Raw genomic sequence first — 18,256 nt, forward strand, 5'->3', positions numbered from 1 at the left:
ATCGATATTACATGACAGATAAATGACGATCCTCCATAATGGGGGCGTAGCGCACAGCTTGACCCTGCGCCAACGGACTGATAAATTCTATTTAATTGATTAAATAGGATTCGGTACCCATGAGCCTGATGGGCAGCAATCACACATATTCGGGCCGCTACAACCGGCGCCTGGTTTTCGACCTTATACGCTCTTCCGATGGCATTAGTCGGCGCGACCTTGTTCAGGTGACAGGCCTGAAGGCGCAAACGATGTCCAACATATGCAAGGATTTGATCGACCGCTCTCTCGTGGTGGAATCTATTCAACAGGAAGGCGCGCGCGGCGCCCCGCAAAAAAAATTGCAAGTGCGTGCCGACGCAGGGTGCTGTCTCGGCATCCATGTGGATCGCGACGGGCTGCTCGGTATCGTCTGCGATATAGCGGGACATGAACTGGGGCGCGAAACCGCATCGGCCTCCCTCGAAGACCCGTCCGATACGATCCGTGCCATCACCGATATCACGCAGCGCCTGCGTTCGCTTGCCTCAGATCGCCCTGCCTGGGGCATCGGCATCGCCATGCCAACGCTGCAGGAAGCAGAGTTCGAGCATCCCGTCGGCCCGCCCGGCTGGGATGCCTGGAGCCGTATTCCTGTGGCGGAGGCTATCGAAGATTGTTGCGGCCTTCCAACCATCATCGAGAATGACGCCACAGCCGCGGCAGTTGCCGAGCTGAGGGTAGGCAGAGCCTCAGGACTGACCCACTACGTTCATATTTTCGTCGGGCACGGGCTCGGCGCCGGCATCATCAATGACAGCATGCCGCTTCAGGGATTTTGGAACAATGCTGGGGAAATCGGCCTCCTAACATGGCCTGCCGAATTCGCTAATCCAGATGCTGAGGGACAGACTCCGTTCTCCATCGACGAACTTGCATCGATGCTGTCTTGCGAAAGCAAAGAGATCGCTAGGCCCGGCGTGTTGGAACAACTCTACGCTCAACGCAACAGTGTTTTGATGCGGTGGCTCGATCTCAACTCAAAACGCCTCCGGTTGCTGGTTTCGCTGCTTGAGAACATCATGGACCCGCAGACAATCATAGTAGGAGGGCATTTTCCACCAGCGCTCAACAACTCTCTGATTGACCGGGCCTATCCCCTTTTGCCATCGGTTAGCGCCCGGAGCAAAAGGGATATTCCCCGGCTGAGCGCTGGAGCACTGGGTCCGGAAGCAGCAGCCATAGGTGCGGCCATGCTGCCCGTGATTGCTCATGGGAGCCCGGACTTCAGGCGTCTCTCCTCCATGCGCGGGCGCAGCCAGACCATGGATTTCGAAAGACGCTTCGATCGCGTTGCTGGCGCGCCAACGGATGACGACGCATCCGCCTAGTTCACCCAATTCTCGCAAACAGGACTAAAAAATGAAAATCGCAGTCGCCGGGCTTGGATTTCGGCTTGCCAATGTCATCGCCTCCTTTCGCAAGGCTTGCCCAGATCTCCAAATCCTCGGCCTCATGGATCCCCAACCTGCCGGGCTGCCTGCTATTCTTTCGTCTGGCCTGCCGGAACCACGTCGCTTCGAAACAATGGAAACAATGCTGAAGGAAACGCGGCCTGATCTTCTTATGGTCGGTTCCCCCAATGTTTTTCATCTGGACCAAATCGCCGCGGGGCTGCGCGCGGGCGTGCGCGTCTTCACCGAGAAGCCGGTCGTGATCGATGAAGATCAAACACTGAAAATGGCGCGACTGCTTGCCGAATACGGCCATGAAAGCGTCATGGTTGGCCTCGTTCTGCGTTACTCCGACCTTTATCGGGATTTGCGCATGGCGCAGGCTCAAGGTCACATCGGCACCATAACCTCGATCGAGGCATCCGAGCATATCGCGCCGTACCACGGAGCGTTCTTCATGCGGGATTGGCGACGGCATACGCGCCATGCCGGCCCTTTCATCCTGGAAAAATGTTGTCACGACATCGATCTTTACGGCAGCGTGGTGGGGCAGCGCGCCATGGCCGTTGCCAGCTTCGGGGGGCGTAAGTCATTCGTTGCTGAAAACCGGCCTGATCAACTCTCCGCGTTTCAACAGCAGGAATTCTACAAGAAGCCGAGCGGTTGGCAGGGCAGCGATGCCGTCTTCGAGGGCGATGGCGACATCATCGACTATCAGACCGCGATCGTCGAATATCAAGGCGGAGCGACGATGGCGTTTCATACAAACCTCAACGTTCCGGATCAGTTTCGCCGCTTCTGCGTGATGGGCAACAAGGGAATGGCAGAGGGCGATTTCATTCGTAATCGCTTTGAGGTTCATTCCGCTATAACAGGCGAAAAGCTTGTCGAGCGGCGTTACGAGGGGCATGAAAGCGATCACTATGGCGCCGATGATCAGATGGCTCTGGATATCTACAGGCATCTGACCGAGGCGAGCCCACTGCCCGTCAATATCGTTGCGGCTCTGGAAGCGGGACTCGTGGCAATCAAAATCGAGGAGGCGCGCCGTGGCCGGCGCACCATCGAGCTTGCCGAGACCTGGCAGCGTTTCGATGACGCACTTCACACCCCTTTGGCAGCAGCGTAAGGCCACGCTCATGAACATGCCAACGCCATCATTACCTGTCGTCATCCGCAACGCCCAACCGTCCGATGAGACGGCGATACTCGATATCTGCGTGCGCACCGCAGACAGCGGGGAGGACGGATCACGACGCTACACGGACCCAAGACTTCCCGGATTGCTATGGGCGCTGCCTTATGTTCGTTTCTGTCCAGAAAATGCATTCGTGCTGACAAACAGTGGCATCGTCATGGGCTATTGTGTTGCGACACCCGATACGAGCGCCTACGAAGATTGGCTTGAGGCTGCATGGTGGCCTTCCTTAAAAGAGGAGCTTCGCGATTTCTCAGCGCAGACAATAGAGGATGAGAACGTCCTTACTCATATCCGAAGCGTATCGAGGACACCAATTCGGGTGACGCAGCCCTACCCTGCGCATCTACACATCAATCTTCTGCCTGAGATGCAGAATGGCGGTCATGGGTCGTCCCTGCTGGCACATCAACTGCGTGCGTTGATGATGTCTGGAATAAAAGGCGTCCATTTAGGTGTGAACCAGCACAACGAAAAAGTCGTAGCATTTTACGCTAAATTCGGCTTTGTCGAAATCGACCGGACACCTTCCATCCTGATGGCAAAGCGGCTTACTGAATGAAATCCTTCAGCGCGCCGGCATCCCGAGGCTCGCCTTTCTAGATCTGCGCCTTGTGTTGTCACTTGTAAAAATTTCGGTGAGCGAAGATTCCGCATCATCGACTCTATATGGTGAATTAGGGCACCGCAGCCCATTGGCGCATACTAAATCTAGATGACGCCGGCGGTTTAATATTGTCAGATTATCGTCGCTTGACCGAGTCTTGACGCTTAAGGCCACTCCCCACATCACTTTAACACGCGCAACGAGGAAAGCTAACAGGACATTGCCAAAGAAAAAGGACAAGGCTGCTACGGCTGGAAAATCATTGCTTCAACAGCTTGCAGGGATGCCCGAAAAGCTGTTCAGCAAGGCGTTCGAAGTCCAATATGGCGCTTTGTGCTACCGAAAACCCGACGATCGTGACATCGAAATTCTCCTTGTCACATCGCGAGGAACCGGCCGCTGGATCATCCCCAAGGGTTGGCCGATGAACAAGAAGAAGCCGCATGAAGCAGCTCTTATCGAGGCTTTCGAAGAAGCTGGCGTGGTCGGACGCGTACGCAAAAAGCCGGTCGGTCGATACACCTACCTCAAGTGGCTCGATACTGGTCGCGTGGCACCATGTGTGGTGGATGTCTTCCAGATCGAAGTTACAAGAACGGCGCAGAAATACAAGGAAACGGGTCAGCGCAAAGTTGCCTGGTTCTCACGAGATGAGGCCGCTCGGCTTGTGAGAGAAGTCGAGCTCAAATCGTTGATAGTGACCTTTCGACCTGGGGAGTAGACGGTGCGCCACAATGTTTGCAAGAACAAGCAGGCTAAATCAAACATCTAGTTCGCTCCGATAGCGACGCACCCGATGTATGCGACGAGATGCACGCGAGTGCATTGCAAGGCCTTACTCAACCGAGTACAGGTTCGTTTTCGCACGAGGGAATGAGTACCTGGATGGCCAAGAGCTTTGTGACGTCAATCGATGTTGCGCAGAGGGCGGGTGTTTCCCGTTCGGCTGTTTCAAGGACGTTCACTCCTGGCGCGAGTGTTTCGCCGGATGTGCGCCAACGCGTGATGAAGGCTGCAGAAGAACTCGGCTACAGGGTAAATCGCCTGGCGCAAACCCTGAATACATCGAGCTCCAATTTGGTTGGAGTTGTGGGCGCAAATTTGTCCTCTCCTTTTATCGCAAAGCAACTAGATATGCTGAGCCTTGGCCTTTTGCGACGAGGTCAACAGTGTTTGCTCCTCAATGCCGCCGATGCGCGTAGCAACATCGCGCCTCTGATCGAACTGATCTTTGAATTTCGGGCGCGTGCGATTGTCGTGCTTTCTGGCGAACCTCCAGCCTCTATTGTCGACGAGTGCCTTGCAAATGGTGTCAAGCTCATCGTCATCAATCGCAATGCCAACCGGCCCGACCTCGATGTCATTCTAAGCGATGACATCCTGGGTTCTCGGCTTGCCGCCGATCGGCTCATCGCAGCACGATGCAGCAAAGTCGCCGTCGTTTGCAGCGGCAGCCTCACTCCAACTCAGGTCCGGCGAGCCACGGCTTTTGAAGAGACAATCCTTGAGCACGGAGGAGAAGTCGTCCGGTGGAGCGTCGGTCCGACCGCATACGAAACAGGCATAGCGGCCGCCAAGGCCTTACTGAGCGACACACAAATCGACGGGGCGTTCTGCGTGACGGACCTTATGGCGCTCGGATTCCTTGATTCAGCGAGAAAAGACTTTAATCGCTCGGTTCCAGATGACCTTTCGGTGATCGGCTTCGACAACATTCCACAAGCCGCATGGATTTCCTATAACCTCACGACGATTGGCCAATCATTCTCTGTCCTGACCGACGCCGTTCTTGCTGCACTTGATCATGACGATGGCCATGTCTCGACGCAAATAGTGCCCGTAGAGCTTATAGAGCGCGGCACCGTCCGTTCCTGATTAGCGAAAACCTTTCCAGTGAACGGATCTGGGGTTGCCATGCTTGCACACGTGTGCAACATTGAACACGTGTGCAAGGGAGAAGACTATGCCTGATAGCGAAGTTCCACGGAGCGACATCCAAGAACGCGCTGAACTGTGCCACGCGGTCATCCGCTCGGCAGGTGCATTGGTGCTTGAAGGTTTCAAGCAGGTGTCGAAGGGCGGTTTCACGATGAAAGGCCCTCAGGATTTTCTGACCGAGACCGATGCAGCCTCTGAAGATCACATCCGGAGCGCGATCTTGGCGGCTTATCCCAACGATGGCTTTTTCGGCGAAGAAGGCGGTGGTGAAATACGCGACCGCGTCTGGGTTGTCGACCCGATCGACGGTACTGCAAACTTTGCGAGGGGTATCCCCCATTTCTGTATTTCCATCGGCTACATCGAGAATGGCGTGACACAGTTTGGCGCCATCTTTAACCCGGCCCTTGATGAACTCCATTTCGCAATGCTGGGTCAAGGGGCGACGCGCAACGGAACTTCGATCGCGACCGCTTCAACGACACGGTTCGATACCGCTTCAGTGGAGCTCGGCTGGTCGACGCGGATTCCGAACGCGACATATCTCAAAGTTGCTGAAGCCCTCCTTTCGAAGGGTGCGAATGTTCGCCGTTCCGGCTCTGGAGCGCTTGGCCTCGCCTATGTGGCCGACGGAAGATCGGACGCCTACGTCGAATTACACATGAATTCCTGGGATTGTGTACCCGGTCTGCTGATCGTCGCGGAGGCTGGCGGGGCTGTCTGCCCATTCACGGAGCTTGGCTCTTTGCGTCATGGAGGCCCCGTACTCGCATCCGCTGCGGGCCTCGCATCCGGAATCAGCGAAGCTGCGAACGTCCCACTGACGTCTGGGAAGACTGTTCTCAGCCCGGACAACGAGGGAGCCCGAGTACAGGTCGCCTGAGGTCTTTGGCGAGACGAAAAATTGGAAGTGGCGTGCGGCCTGGATAGCCGTTTGGGAGGACATTATGACGACTTTAGCGGAAATCGAGACGACGCGGCAAAGTGGACGAGCAGGACGATTGTCGCGACGTGTCGGCCAATTTCTCTCAGCCCCTGACCGCCTCATCGCCCTTATCATGGCAATTATCCTCTGCCTGCTCGTTATCGTCCCCTTGTTCCAGTTGATCCGGGAAACGGTCACAGTCCAACCTTACGATGCCGTCTACCTCCCCGGTCGCGCAGTTGGTGAATTGACCTCTTTCCACTACGAGCGCGTATTCACCGGTCGTATGTCCTGGGCGCTATTCTACAAGCCGTTCATGAACTCCCTGGTCACAGCGTTCGGAGCAACAGCAATCTGCCTCGCGCTTGGCGCACTGCTTGCCTGGGTGGTTGTACGCACGAACGTTCCTTATCGCGAGTTCGTCAACACAGCTGTCGTTTTGCCATACATGCTCCCATCATGGGTCATGGCGCTTGCCTGGGTAACGTTTTTCAAGAACGACCGTGTGGCAGGCGCTTCCGGCGTTTTCGCTTACCTTTTTGGTGTTCAGCCGCCGGACTGGATCGCGTTCGGCAGCCTCCCCATAATTATCTGCCTTTCGCTGCACTACTACGTCTATGGCTTCCTGATCATCTCTGGCTCACTCTCGACGGTGGACAGCCAGCTCGAGGAAGCCGGTGCCATTGCCGGCATGTCGCGGTTTCGCCAGTTCGTCTCGATTACGGTTCCGCTCGTTGTGCCAGCCGTCGGCTCCGCCGTCGTCATGACATTCATAAGGGTCATCGGATCGTTCGGCACGCCGGCCGTTCTGGGAATGCCTATCCGCTATTTTGTTTTACCCACGCAAATCTACGCCGCCATCGGATCGCGCAATGTGGGTGACGGCTATTTGCTGGCACTGGTTCTGGTGTTGCTCGCCGTGCTCTTCATCTGGATTAACCAGCGCATGATCGGCGTTCGCAAAAGCTTCGTCACGATGTCAGGCAAGGGTTTCCGACGCAGAGAGATCGACCTGGGCCGTGCCCGCTGGCTGGTGTTCGCGTTGGTCATGCTCCTCATGTCCATCACCGTCGTTATGCCACTCGGCTTGCTCGTGCTCCAGTCATTGTCTCGAACGGCCGGAAACTACGATCTATCGAACCTGACACTACACTACTGGATCGGTGACCGCGGCGGCGTAAATGCTCTCTATGCCGGCGTGTTCAAAAACCCGCAGATACTGAATGCCGCTTGGAACAGCTTGCGACTGGCATTCTTCACGGCGTTGGCAACGGCTGTTCTTGGTTTTCTCATTGGCTACGTCGTCGTTCGCAACCGGGGTACGCTTTCGTCTCGGGCGCTCGAGATGGCGGCATTCCTGCCTTACATTTTTCCAGCGGTAGCGTTTGGCGCCATCTATATCGGCATGTTCTCCCAGTCCTTTGGGCCAATCCCTGCGCTATATGGCACGTTTGCATTGCTCGTGCTGATCGCGACGGTGAAGAACCTGCCATACACCTCGCGTACCGGCATTGCCGCGATGCTCCAGATTGACAAATCGCTCGAAGAATCGGCACGCGTCCAGGGCATTGGCTGGTTCGGCCGCATTCGGAGAATTGTAGCTCCGCTCGCCGCTTCAGGACTCGTTTCAGGTATGCTGCTGAGTTTCATCGGAACGATGCGAGAGCTGTCGCTCATCATTCTACTGGTCACGCCATCAACAGCAGTTCTAGCCAGCGTCATCTACACCTACCAAACGGATGACGTACCCCAGCTGATCGGGGCAGCCACCTTGCTTCTCGTCGCGCTGGTTGTTGGCTGCAACCTGCTGTTCAGGCTCGTTTTTCGAAATACGAAGATGGGATTTGCTTGAGGAGGCAACCCGAAAGAGGAGGAAGACTATGAAGACTTTAATGAAGGGCGCAGCAATCGCCACCTTGGGCTGGATGATAGGCTCTGCGGCGTTGGCGCAGGACGCGTTCGAGACATGGATTAAAACATCAGAACTGGGAGCCAACCAGCCTCCGGAAGAGAACTGGGACGAGATCACCCGCAAGGCGAATGAAGAAGGTGAAGTGACGATCTACTCATCGTCATCCAGCGTCAGCGCACTCGCCGAAGACTTCATGAAGCTCTACCCGAAGATCAAGGTAAACGCCTATGATCTTGGTTCGGAGAAGACGATTGAAAAGGTTGTCCGAGAACAACAAGCGGGCATCTTCAACGTCGATGTGGTGAACACTGCGGGCACGGCTCAAATGATCTTCGACCTTCTCCCCAACAAACGTATCGTCAATTATGTACCGCGGTACCTGACAGACAAGATCCCGGAGGAGCTTCGTGAACCACTCCTGACGCAGGTCATCGAAGCGACCGTCCTGATGTACAATGCCGACGCTTATAAGGACGGTCCGCCTGTCAAGAATGTCTGGCAATTGACAGAACCAGATTGGAAAAAGCGCTTCGCAATGAAGAGCCCCCTAGGATCGCTGACATCACTGGCATTGCTTGCTTCAATCGTGGAGCACTCCGATAGCTTTGCGAAGGCCTACGAGACGTATGCGGGCAAGCCAATCGAGCTGTCGGATGGTATCGAAAACGCCGGCTACGAGTTCTTGCATCGCCTCCTGAAGAACGATCTCGTTATTTACGATTCCGGTTCTAAGCTCGCGACTGCTTCGGGACTCAAAGGGCAAAATAACCCGCCCATTACGTTCTCCAGCATGCACTACATAAACAAAAATGGCAGCGACGATTACGCCAACGCTATCCTCTACGATATCGATCCTGCAGGTGTGTTCGCCTATTCGACTTATACATCGATAGCCGGGCAGGCTCCGCATCCCAATGCCGCGAAACTTTTTATCGCGTTCCAGATGGGTTCGAAGGACCTTACGCCAGACACCAAGGTTGAAAAACCTTACCGTGAGGGTGAGAGCCTGAAATTGCTTCAAGGCATGGCCGCCTATTTCAAGGTCGGCACGTTCTCGCCTCGCACAGACATGCCGCTACCCAAGGGTGGAGAGAAGTGGCCGGAGGCAAAGAAGATCTTCGGATCCGCCGAGTTTCAGCGTGACAACGTTGCTGCGGTCAACGACTTCTGGGTCGTTGAGACGAGCCAGTAAGAACCTTGCTCAGCCGACCGGCGCACCAGCGCATGCCGGTCGGTGCTTACGATCTCCGGAGGAAGTCATGAACGAAGTATCTCTCAAAGGCATCACCAAATCCTATGGTGCACACCTCGCCATTCCGCCGCTTGACCTGGATATTCCCAAGGGGAAATTCGTCACTCTTCTGGGTCCGTCGGGCTGCGGCAAGACGACGACGCTCAGGATTATCGCCGGGCTCGAACAGCCCTCGGATGGGGAACTTACATTGTCCGGAAAGTCGGTATTTTCTGGTCGCAACAGCCATTTCGTACCACCGGAAAAACGCGGTCTTGGTTTCATTTTCCAGAGCTACGCTCTATGGCCTAATATGAAGGTTGATCGCAACATCACGCTCGCTCTACAGCAGGCGCGAAAGCCGAAGGACGAAATCCAGGAGCGGCTCGGCGAAGCGCTCAAGAAAGTACAGCTCGAGGGGTATCAGGATCGGTTTCCCTCGGAACTGTCGGGAGGCCAACAGCAACGCGTAGCGGTCGCTCGATTGATCGCCGCTAGAAATTCAATTCTGTTGATGGACGAGCCGCTTTCCAATCTCGATGCGGTGCTACGCACGGAAATGCGCACGGAACTGAAGCGGTTGTCCCGAGACCTCGGTGCGACGACGATCTACGTCACCCACGACCAGGTCGAAGCCCTGACCATGTCTGACATCATCGTCGTGATGAAGGATGGCGTGATTCAGCAGATGGGCAGCCCCTATGAGATCTACCACCAGCCAAGCAACCTGTTCGTCGCTGAGTTCATCGGTGATCCGCGCATCAACCTGTTTGACGCGACTTTGGAACAGCGCGACAGCCGTAGCGTCCTGCACATCGGTGAAATCGAGATAAACCTGCCGCACGCCCTGCCGCAGTCCTCAGGACCGATGCGACTTGCGATCCGGCCGGAGCGGCTTACGCTTCATGATGCACCTGTCGCGAATAGTTTGCCCGCAGAGGTCGATGTCGTTCAACCAACCGGATCGCAGACGATCCTGTCCCTCACATCGCAAGGCAATGCGGTGACTGTGCTTATTCCTCGGTTCGTTGAGCGCTGGCCAAGCCGAAAGGTCTGGCTTGAACTGGACGCCGAGCACATCATGATCTTCGATAGTCGATCGGGGCAGCTTCTACAGACCACAGGCGGCCCAATCCGACAAGAGAATGCTGCTTAGCTCTTGCCGCGCTGGCTGCTCGCTTGTGTCACATATGCGCCGCCCAGCTTCGAGGCTTCTATAATAGAGATTGGCGCTGTCTTTCATTGCGCCTGAAAATGGATCGAGTGCTGCATATGGATGCACCCTTTTACGAACGACCGCCCATCAGCCTGATTACGCAAGGGCTCGGACCGCATGATTCCAAGCTGTACATCGGCGGTCTGGAAGGCGCGCGAGACCTTGGGCTTCTGAAAGCTCACGGTATCGGCATAGTCGTCAACTGCGCCGTCAATCTGGATATCAACTTCGTACGAGACCCTGCCAATGCTGAGGACGGGGAGCTTAGTGCAACAGGCTACGCTCCTATCCGCTATTACAAGGTCGGCATGATTGATGGGGGTGGCAGCCCGGACACAATGATGGTGGGCGGATATTATATTCTCCATGGCGCGCTGCATCAGACCATGCCCAAGCGTGCGACCTATCCATTCGAAGATGGAGGAAATGTCCTGGTCAATTGTCGCAGCGGTCGCAGTCGCTCGGTATCACTTGTGGGTCTCTACATCCACAAACAGCAACCCGACCGTTTTCCGACTCTCGAGGCGGCAATCGCCCATGTCAGGGAAAAGCGCCTCTTGCGACCGGACGAATGGTTCGAGGCGCCTAAACCCATGCTTTATAAAGCTGCTCGTCTCGCATCAGACTGGATTGATATGATCGAAAAAACCAGATTGCGTGAAGCAATTGCATAGCCATACCCCTGTCGCCGTCATCGCTGATGCACACTATCATGACCTCGAAGGCAGTTTCGGGCAGCAGGAACCTGTGTCCGGTGACGGGCTGACAGCCAGAAGCTGGTCAGAGACACGCTGCTCTACGCGTGTGTTTAACGAAAGCTTCGCGGCTTTTCCGGCTGCTCTTGATGCGATCGCCGGTCGTGGCATCAGACATGTTGTCCTTCTCGGCGACTATAGTGATGACGGACAGAAAGCAACGGTACAGGCTGTTGCCTCCCTCTTGAAAAGTTGTGCTGAGACGTTTTCGCTCTCCTTTTACGTCTTACCGGGCAACCACGACGGCTATGCGCTGAGGGGTCGACACCAGACGAAGGAATTCCTGACTCCGGATGGGGACGCCGTCGTCATCACCAGCGATCCCAATATTAAGCCTTCAAATATCGTGGCGCTTTGCTCAGAGACAATGTACTGCGCCGGCTACCCCGATGCACTGGAACCTCTCGTAGAGCATGGTCTGACGCGCCAGGCGGATTACCTTCACTGGGAAACGCCTTTCGGGACGTCTGACACGTTCGAGGACCGGCAATACCGATTAGCGTCCGCTGACGGGACGAACGAGGCGTTGTTGATAGATGCTTCCTATCTCGTTGAACCAGAAGATGGCCTTTGGCTTTTGATGATCGACGCCAACGTGTACCAACCTTCAGACAGAGCGACTGGCATTGATCTGGAAAGCGACTTTATTGACAGTACTGGTGCTGGCTGGAATGCCGTCGTCAAGCAACGCCCTTATTTGATTTCGTGGATTGCAGACGTTCACCGGCGTGCGGGCGCTCTGGGGAAAACACTTTTATGCTTTTCGCATTATCCCGTCGTGGACGTGTTCGCAGACAATCTGGCGAGTGAACAAGCGCTTTTCGGACAAACGAACGTCGCCAATCGCACTCCGCAGGACGGCGTGGCTACTGCTCTCATGCAGGCCGGCATGACACAGCACTTTAGCGGCCATATCCACGTCAACGGATCGACCAGGCGAACCGTCGGCAACACGACCTTGACCAACGTTGCTGTCCCTTCCCTGGTCGCGTTTCCGCCTGCATTCCGGATCGTGCACGGATCGACCAACGAAACCAATATCGAGACCATCAGTCTGGGCAACCTGCCGATTGATCGTCGTCTAATGCGTCTCTACCATCGCGAGTGCGAACGGAAGGGAGAGCCCAACCATTCTGCGTTTAGCGCGAAATCATACGGTGACTTCCTCTACGCTCACCAGGAAGCGCTCGTCACTCATCGGTTTTTCCCCCGTGAATGGCCCAGAGACATGGTTGAGATGTTTTCCGGTTCGACACTTGGTCGTCTGCTCACGCAGCTTGACCTGCCTTCATCTGTGCTGGTCAAAATTGCACAGTCCGCTGGTGTTGATCCGGAGAGCGCCGCGTCATTATCGTTGCTGCATTTCGTCACCGATTGGTACGCGTTGCGCCAGGCGCAGGAACTTGCCCTTCCCTTCATTCGCGCGGAAAACCTGTCAATTTATAAGGCGCTGGTCGTTCACCAAAAGGAATTTTCAGGTTCATCCGACCCAAAAGAAAATGCTTCGGCCGCATCCTTTATCAAGACATTTCTGACTGTGCTGAAGGTGTCATTGCAGCGGGCACGCGCATAGTCGACTGGGAATAGGATCGTAATGGCAGCAAAAAGGAGAAAGACTTGAGTTCCACGGTCGTCATGATCAATTTGCTGGGTGCTGTCGCTTTGCTGCTCTTGGGGCTCGCGCAAGTCAAAGACGGTGTATCACAAGCTTTCGGTGCGAAACTCAAAATTGGTCTAGCGACCGGGACCAGCAACGGACCGCGCTCATTTTTCTCCGGATTGATTGCAACGATTGCTCTGCAAAGTTCGACAGCCACCGCGCTCATGACCGCGTCGTTTGTTGAACGAGAACTGATTAAACCGCGGATGGCTCAAATCGTTCTCCTTGGAGCCAATGTGGGAACTGCCATTACCGCCTGGATCGTCGCGGCGGGACTGGAATGGCTTTCCCCTCTGGCTGTTTTAGTCGGTGTGATACTCCTTCGTGGCTCATCATCTGCGCGTCAGGGCGGCGGTAAAGCGCTTGTCGGTATTGGGCTGATGTTGCTCTCGCTCCATCTTTTGAGTGCAGCCACGGAACCCATGCGCAGTTCCCCGGCCCTCATGGCTTTCGTCGCTTTGTTGGACAATGCTTGGCCGGTCGCTCTCATTTTTTCAGCGATGATTGCGTTTGTGTCGTCCTCGAGCCTGGCGGCGGTCGTGTTAATCCTTTCGCTCGCGTCAGCCGGCGTGCTGTCCACCGGCCTCATCATTGTCCTGGTACTCGGAGCCAATCTCGGTGGCGCTGTTCCTCCCGTGCTGGCATCTTTGTCGGGTCCCGCTTCGGTCAAGCGTGTCACGCTCGGCAACCTCATCGTCAGAGGCGCTGGTTGCGTGCTGGTCCTCCCACTCGCAGACTATGGCGCTGGGTTGTTGACCATATTGCCATTGACGCCAGCCAAGCTTCCCGTCGACGCTCATCTCGCGTTCAACGTGTTTCTGGCCGCCTTGGCGTGGCCCTTTTCGCGCGCGGTCTCGGGGATCGTGAAGTCCTTAATCGCCGACGATGCAGCCGCAGAGTTCGGTCCGAAGTACCTCGATGAACAAGAACTCTCGACACCGGTCGTCGCGCTCGCCAGCGCCACTCGTGAAGTGCTGGGTATCGGCGATCTGGTAGAGCGCATGTTAGTAAGAACTGCAGATTCGTTCGACCGCTACAATCCATCACGTTTACAAGAGGTCTCGCTTCTTGAAGGACGGGTCGACCTACTGCAACAAGAGGTAAAGCTGTATCTCTCAAAGCTTGGACGTGCTGGCTTGAACATGGAAGATGGTGGGCGTTCGGCGGCCATCATCGATTATGCAATCAACCTCGAGCATATCGGCGACATCCTGGAAAAGAGCTTGGTACCGGAAATTGCCAAGAAAGGAACGCAGGGTCTCCAGTTCTCGGAGGAGGGACACGCGGAGGTCAAAACGCTCTTCGAACTGACACAGGAAAACATACGTATTGCCCAGACAATTTTTGTCACGAGGGACTTTAACCTTGCACGTCGAATGATGGAGTTGAAGGTGGAAGTTCGTAAAATGGAAAAGCAGTCGGCAGCCAAGCATCTCGCCCGTCTGCGCGATGGTCGCGCCGACAGCATGCGAACGAGCTCATTGCACCTGGATATCCTGCGCGACCTAAAGCGTATCAACGCTCACATCGTGGCTACCGCGCATCCGATCCTAGATGAGAGTGGGCTGTTGATAGAAAGTCGCCTTCGCTCTACCAGCTAGCTTTGAGCGGTCGAGACCACCATGATTTGTTAAAGCAGTCGGAGTATGTTGACCGGCCACTTGCAAGCGCTGCGTACTCGGCGCCTGCTGCTCGCGAAGCCGTTGGGCGAACATTGCCGAAATCCACCTTCTTTCTGAGTCGCAACAGCGCACGCTCCCTATCCGTTCCTTTTAGTCGGACTAAACGCTATCTTCGCTTAAACACCACAGAATGCAGATTCTCGGTAACATCTCAGGATACTACGTCTCGCTTCTGCGTCTGTGCTTCGAAACACCTCTAAGCAAGTTGTGCCATCGACTGCGCCGGGGGTGTGGCGTTGGCACCAGGCCCTACCAAACCGCTCATTAGAAACATCGCGAAGGAAATGCTCTATCCTGATCACTCCCTGTGAAAGGAGGAGATTCAACTCTCAGTGTTGGGGTCGACTGGTAAATAGATCATGCCATGTTGCGGCGCGCTGAACGCGACGGCCCGAACCCATCCGCCTGAGATCATTGACGAATTTTCTCCGGGAAGACTCTACATCTGACGTCACCGATTGCGCCGGTAGATATTATTATTCGCTCCGCTGTCAGCCCAGTCCCGACCGTTTTCGCGGCGCCAGTCGCAAATCCCTGCATAGGGGTGCGATATGTCGTTTTCACCGTTGCCGCATGAGCGGTTATGGCCCACGCCCGCAGAATACCCAGTCCCGCGGTAGCCGCGATCGTCTACGCAACCGCTTAGAATGCCGACAGACAATATGCAAATCACCGCGCTGAAAATCTTCATAACTTTATCTCCAAGTGAACGAGATTAACCACCTTTGCCTTTCCCAGTTCCATCTTTGCCAATCGGTAAACCTCAGAATACTGGAATGCCAGTCACCGAAAATCTACACCCAAGGAAAGGGCCATATGCGGCCGCCGAAATGCGGGGACACCAATGGCAGTGGGTTCAGGGCGTATTCGGTTCACGCTTCAAGGCTGCTTCAGCAACACCAGCTCTTTTCAAAATCACGAGAACCGCGTTCTTGCTTTGCCAACCGCTCAACAAGACAGACACCCAAGCTATTCTCGGCCCACCCTCTAATGAGCAGTTGGATATATTCCCGACATAAAACGCAAGTCGGATTGCTTAGTCGTCACTTTCTTTTTTTTGACGCAGGATCTTTTGGCGCAAACTCTGAGTGCGTGAAAGATCAACAACATTATCGAGGTCCAGCGCTGGCCGACCTGCAAACAGGCGCTCAAATTCCGCTTTGGCCTCAAGAAAAAAGGCAATTTTCAAGAAATATTAAAGGGAAAATTTGACGGTTTCTTCAGCTAACCTCAGAGACCCGTAGGAAGCTTTAAATCCTGCAACCGAACGCACTGGGTCGATTCATACTCGATCCGTCGACGTTTTACTCCGTCCGCCTTATCAGTTTTTCTCCACACGAGACGGTGGCTGTCTCATCGAACTTCTACTGAGGCTGTGGTTGCGCGGATCTCACGATCCCAACATAACCCGGAAAAACTTGAAGTTCAGCCTGATAGGCGATATTGCGGTAACCTCGTGATCAACATACGAGGACATCATGGCAACCGGCACAGTTAAATTTTTCGCACAGGATAAGGGCTTTGGCTTCATCACACCAGACAACGGCGGCCCAGACGTCTTCGTTCACATCTCCGCGGTCAGCTTCGGCGGCGCTCTGACCGACGGTCAGAAGGTTAGCTACGATGTCGGCCAGGATCGCAAGACCGGCAAGTCGAAGGCCGAAAACGTTACTGTTCTGTGAAAGAGAAATGGCCCCGTCAACCTTGTCGGGGCCACCCGTTCCTGGTCGATTGGTGCCTAATCCAACCGCTCCACGCGGTTCGTAATTGCGTGTATGCCGCCGGAGCACTTATCGTAGCACCAAAGGCCAGCAGCGCTCCTGCGCACGACGCTGTTCTAGGCTCGTTGCAAAATTCGTTTTAGTTAAGCACCGACTGCCGTCGCTAGCCTTCTTCATTAGCTGTATCAGCAACGAACGCGCCACGCTCTCGCGTGGGCTTGGGCACGCCAGTCGTTGGATCCTTTCACGTTTGATGCTCAAGCTCGGCGTCGATTTCAGCGCCAACCATCAAATAACGACTGAAATCTACACCCGGACGATCAGAACGATCAGGACACCGAGAGTGCCGTAGAAGCGCCAACCTGACTTCTTGCCATCCGCGCGTCAAAGTAGAACGAGCGACGCCAGCGACATAATGAGTGCCGGGAACATCACGACCGTACCGAGCTTCAGAAATTTCCAGCTACTGATATCGAGACCCTCACGACGAAGGGCCGACAGCCACAGGATCGTCGCCAGTGAGCCTGTGACCGAAAGGTTGGGGCCGAGATCAACGCCAATCAAAATCGCACCTGCGACCTTGTCCGAGACGTGCGCTGCCTGAACCACACTTCCGGCGAGCAAGCCGGCTGGCAGATTGTTGACGAGATTACAGATGACAGCGACAAACGTCCCGGCCACGCCAACGGCATAACCATCAGACACCGAAGCCAAAGACACCAATTGATTGGCCAGAATGGTCGTCACACCCGTGCGGTCAAGCGCTTCGACGATGACAAACAACCCTGCCACCAACGGCAGGACGCTCCAGCTGATACCCTTTATCGTCTCCATGGGGCTCTGCCGTGTCAGCAAGAGAACGAGGATAGTCGTGATCATCCCGGCAACAAAGGTAGGAACACCGAGGTCAGCATGCAGGGCAGATGCAACGATCAGGACGATCGCGGTGATCACGATGCCCCATCCTGCAAGGCTGGCGCTACGGCTAAGGACTGGTCGGTCCGCAGCGGCAGCGAGGCTCTCTTCCGACAAGGCACGCCTTTGCGTCCAATAGAGGCATATGAATGTTACGACGATGGAAATGAGCGATGGCAGCAAAAACGTTGCCAACCAGCGCGACAGAGGCGGCATTTCGCCGCCAGCGAAGATCACGAGATTGGCAGGATTGGAGATCGGCAACACGAAGCTCGCAGCATTGGCGATAAAGGCGCAGATCAAGAGGTAAGGCATCGGATCGCGAACCCGGCTCGCACGGCAGGCTGCATAGACGGCTGGCGTCAGCACAACTGCAGTGGCGTCGTTCGACAGAAACACCGTCACGACAAGGCCGACCAGATATACGAGCACAAAAAGACGCTTGGGCGAACCCTTGGCATAGGACGTCGCAATCGCAGCAACCCAATCGAAAAGGCCCTCTTTGCGAGCCAACTCGGATAAAAGCATCATGCCGATCAGGAAGAGATAGACGTCAATCCCTTTAGCAACACCTGCGAGCGCATCGGCTGGCCCAATCAGTTGGAAAAGGAGAAGGAGAACAGCACCAACAACCGCCCAGACGGCCTCCGGCCAACGGAACGGCCTGGTGATCACACCAGCCGCTGTCAGCCCCGCGATACCCCATACGATCGCATTCTGAGTCAAAGGATTCGTCCCTGATATTAGTGAGGCGCAACGGCCATAGAGTGCGAGAATCTGGATCTTCCAGCCGACCCCGATACATCACATCTTCATCATCAGCAACAGGTTCCGCCGACTGCGAGAACAGCCGAAACCCTTCATTAGGCTTGCCTTGAAAACGCGTTCGGTTCAAAAGCAATCTACAACATGATACCGAGCAGGCGCTTTGAACCGCGCTGGATCCTAAAGCCACGAGTCACATCGCCACATAGCGCAATTGGTAATAAGGTTCCGATTTCGCTGATGAACGGCTCATTGGCGCCCCCACCGACCTGGGCCAAAACCCCGTAAAATTTCAGCT

The 18,256-nt window shown here is 55.2% G+C and carries 14 protein-coding genes; 13 read left to right on the plus strand and 1 reads right to left on the minus strand.

The annotated features are described in order from the left end of the window. The first annotated feature begins 119 nt into the window (after positions 1–119). The 13 genes from ACTJKV_RS17695 (at position 120) to ACTJKV_RS17755 (ending at position 16,239) form a co-directional block, all read left to right on the plus strand. Complete coding sequence (locus tag ACTJKV_RS17695; protein WP_144622121.1) at positions 120–1,370, plus strand: ROK family protein; 1,251 nt, start codon at positions 120–122, stop codon at positions 1,368–1,370. A 31-nt stretch (positions 1,371–1,401) separates the two neighbouring features. Continuing rightward, complete coding sequence (locus ACTJKV_RS17700; protein WP_062600737.1) at positions 1,402–2,562, plus strand: Gfo/Idh/MocA family protein; 1,161 nt, start codon at positions 1,402–1,404, stop codon at positions 2,560–2,562. A 10-nt stretch (positions 2,563–2,572) separates the two neighbouring features. After that, positions 2,573–3,193: a GNAT family N-acetyltransferase gene (locus ACTJKV_RS17705; protein WP_144622123.1), complete on the plus strand. Its 621-nt coding sequence runs from the start codon at positions 2,573–2,575 to the stop codon at positions 3,191–3,193. A 265-nt stretch (positions 3,194–3,458) separates the two neighbouring features. Then, on the plus strand, positions 3,459–3,959 hold the full coding sequence (locus ACTJKV_RS17710; protein ID WP_062600738.1) for an NUDIX hydrolase: 501 nt from the start codon (positions 3,459–3,461) through the stop codon (positions 3,957–3,959). A 164-nt stretch (positions 3,960–4,123) separates the two neighbouring features. Then, positions 4,124–5,113 carry a LacI family DNA-binding transcriptional regulator gene (locus tag ACTJKV_RS17715; RefSeq protein WP_112359076.1) on the plus strand — a complete coding sequence of 330 codons (990 nt, stop codon included), beginning with the start codon at positions 4,124–4,126 and terminating at the stop codon, positions 5,111–5,113. An 88-nt stretch (positions 5,114–5,201) separates the two neighbouring features. Next, positions 5,202–6,059 carry an inositol monophosphatase family protein gene (locus ACTJKV_RS17720; protein ID WP_113178909.1) on the plus strand — a complete coding sequence of 286 codons (858 nt, stop codon included), beginning with the start codon at positions 5,202–5,204 and terminating at the stop codon, positions 6,057–6,059. A gap of 64 nt (positions 6,060–6,123) precedes the next feature. Further along, entirely contained in the window at positions 6,124–7,953 is a 1,830-nt protein-coding gene (locus ACTJKV_RS17725; RefSeq protein ID WP_144622125.1) for an ABC transporter permease, read from the plus strand. Between the two features lie 28 nt (positions 7,954–7,981). Beyond that, entirely contained in the window at positions 7,982–9,205 is a 1,224-nt protein-coding gene (locus ACTJKV_RS17730; protein ID WP_144622127.1) for an extracellular solute-binding protein, read from the plus strand. A gap of 67 nt (positions 9,206–9,272) precedes the next feature. After that, entirely contained in the window at positions 9,273–10,400 is a 1,128-nt protein-coding gene (locus tag ACTJKV_RS17735) for an ABC transporter ATP-binding protein (RefSeq protein WP_062442672.1), read from the plus strand. A 116-nt stretch (positions 10,401–10,516) separates the two neighbouring features. Next, on the plus strand, positions 10,517–11,134 hold the full coding sequence (locus ACTJKV_RS17740) for a dual specificity protein phosphatase family protein (protein WP_144622129.1): 618 nt from the start codon (positions 10,517–10,519) through the stop codon (positions 11,132–11,134). After that, positions 11,118–12,788, plus strand: coding sequence for a metallophosphoesterase family protein (locus ACTJKV_RS17745; RefSeq protein WP_144622131.1), 1,671 nt, complete (start codon positions 11,118–11,120; stop codon positions 12,786–12,788). Before ACTJKV_RS17740 ends, ACTJKV_RS17745 begins: the two co-directional genes overlap by 17 nt. Positions 12,789–12,832: 44 nt before the next feature. Next, entirely contained in the window at positions 12,833–14,476 is a 1,644-nt protein-coding gene (locus ACTJKV_RS17750; RefSeq protein ID WP_144622133.1) for a Na/Pi cotransporter family protein, read from the plus strand. Between the two features lie 1,559 nt (positions 14,477–16,035). Then, on the plus strand, positions 16,036–16,239 hold the full coding sequence (locus ACTJKV_RS17755) for a cold-shock protein (RefSeq protein ID WP_062426870.1): 204 nt from the start codon (positions 16,036–16,038) through the stop codon (positions 16,237–16,239). Positions 16,240–16,662: 423 nt separating this feature from the next. Here the strand turns inward: ACTJKV_RS17755 and ACTJKV_RS17760 are convergent, their stop codons facing one another. Next, entirely contained in the window at positions 16,663–17,919 is a 1,257-nt protein-coding gene (locus tag ACTJKV_RS17760; RefSeq protein WP_144622135.1) for an arsenic transporter, read from the minus strand. Positions 17,920–18,256: the final 337 nt, after the last annotated feature.

The sequence above is a fragment of the Agrobacterium sp. 22117 genome (assembly GCF_052045735.1).
GTDB lineage: Bacteria > Pseudomonadota > Alphaproteobacteria > Rhizobiales > Rhizobiaceae > Agrobacterium > Agrobacterium cavarae.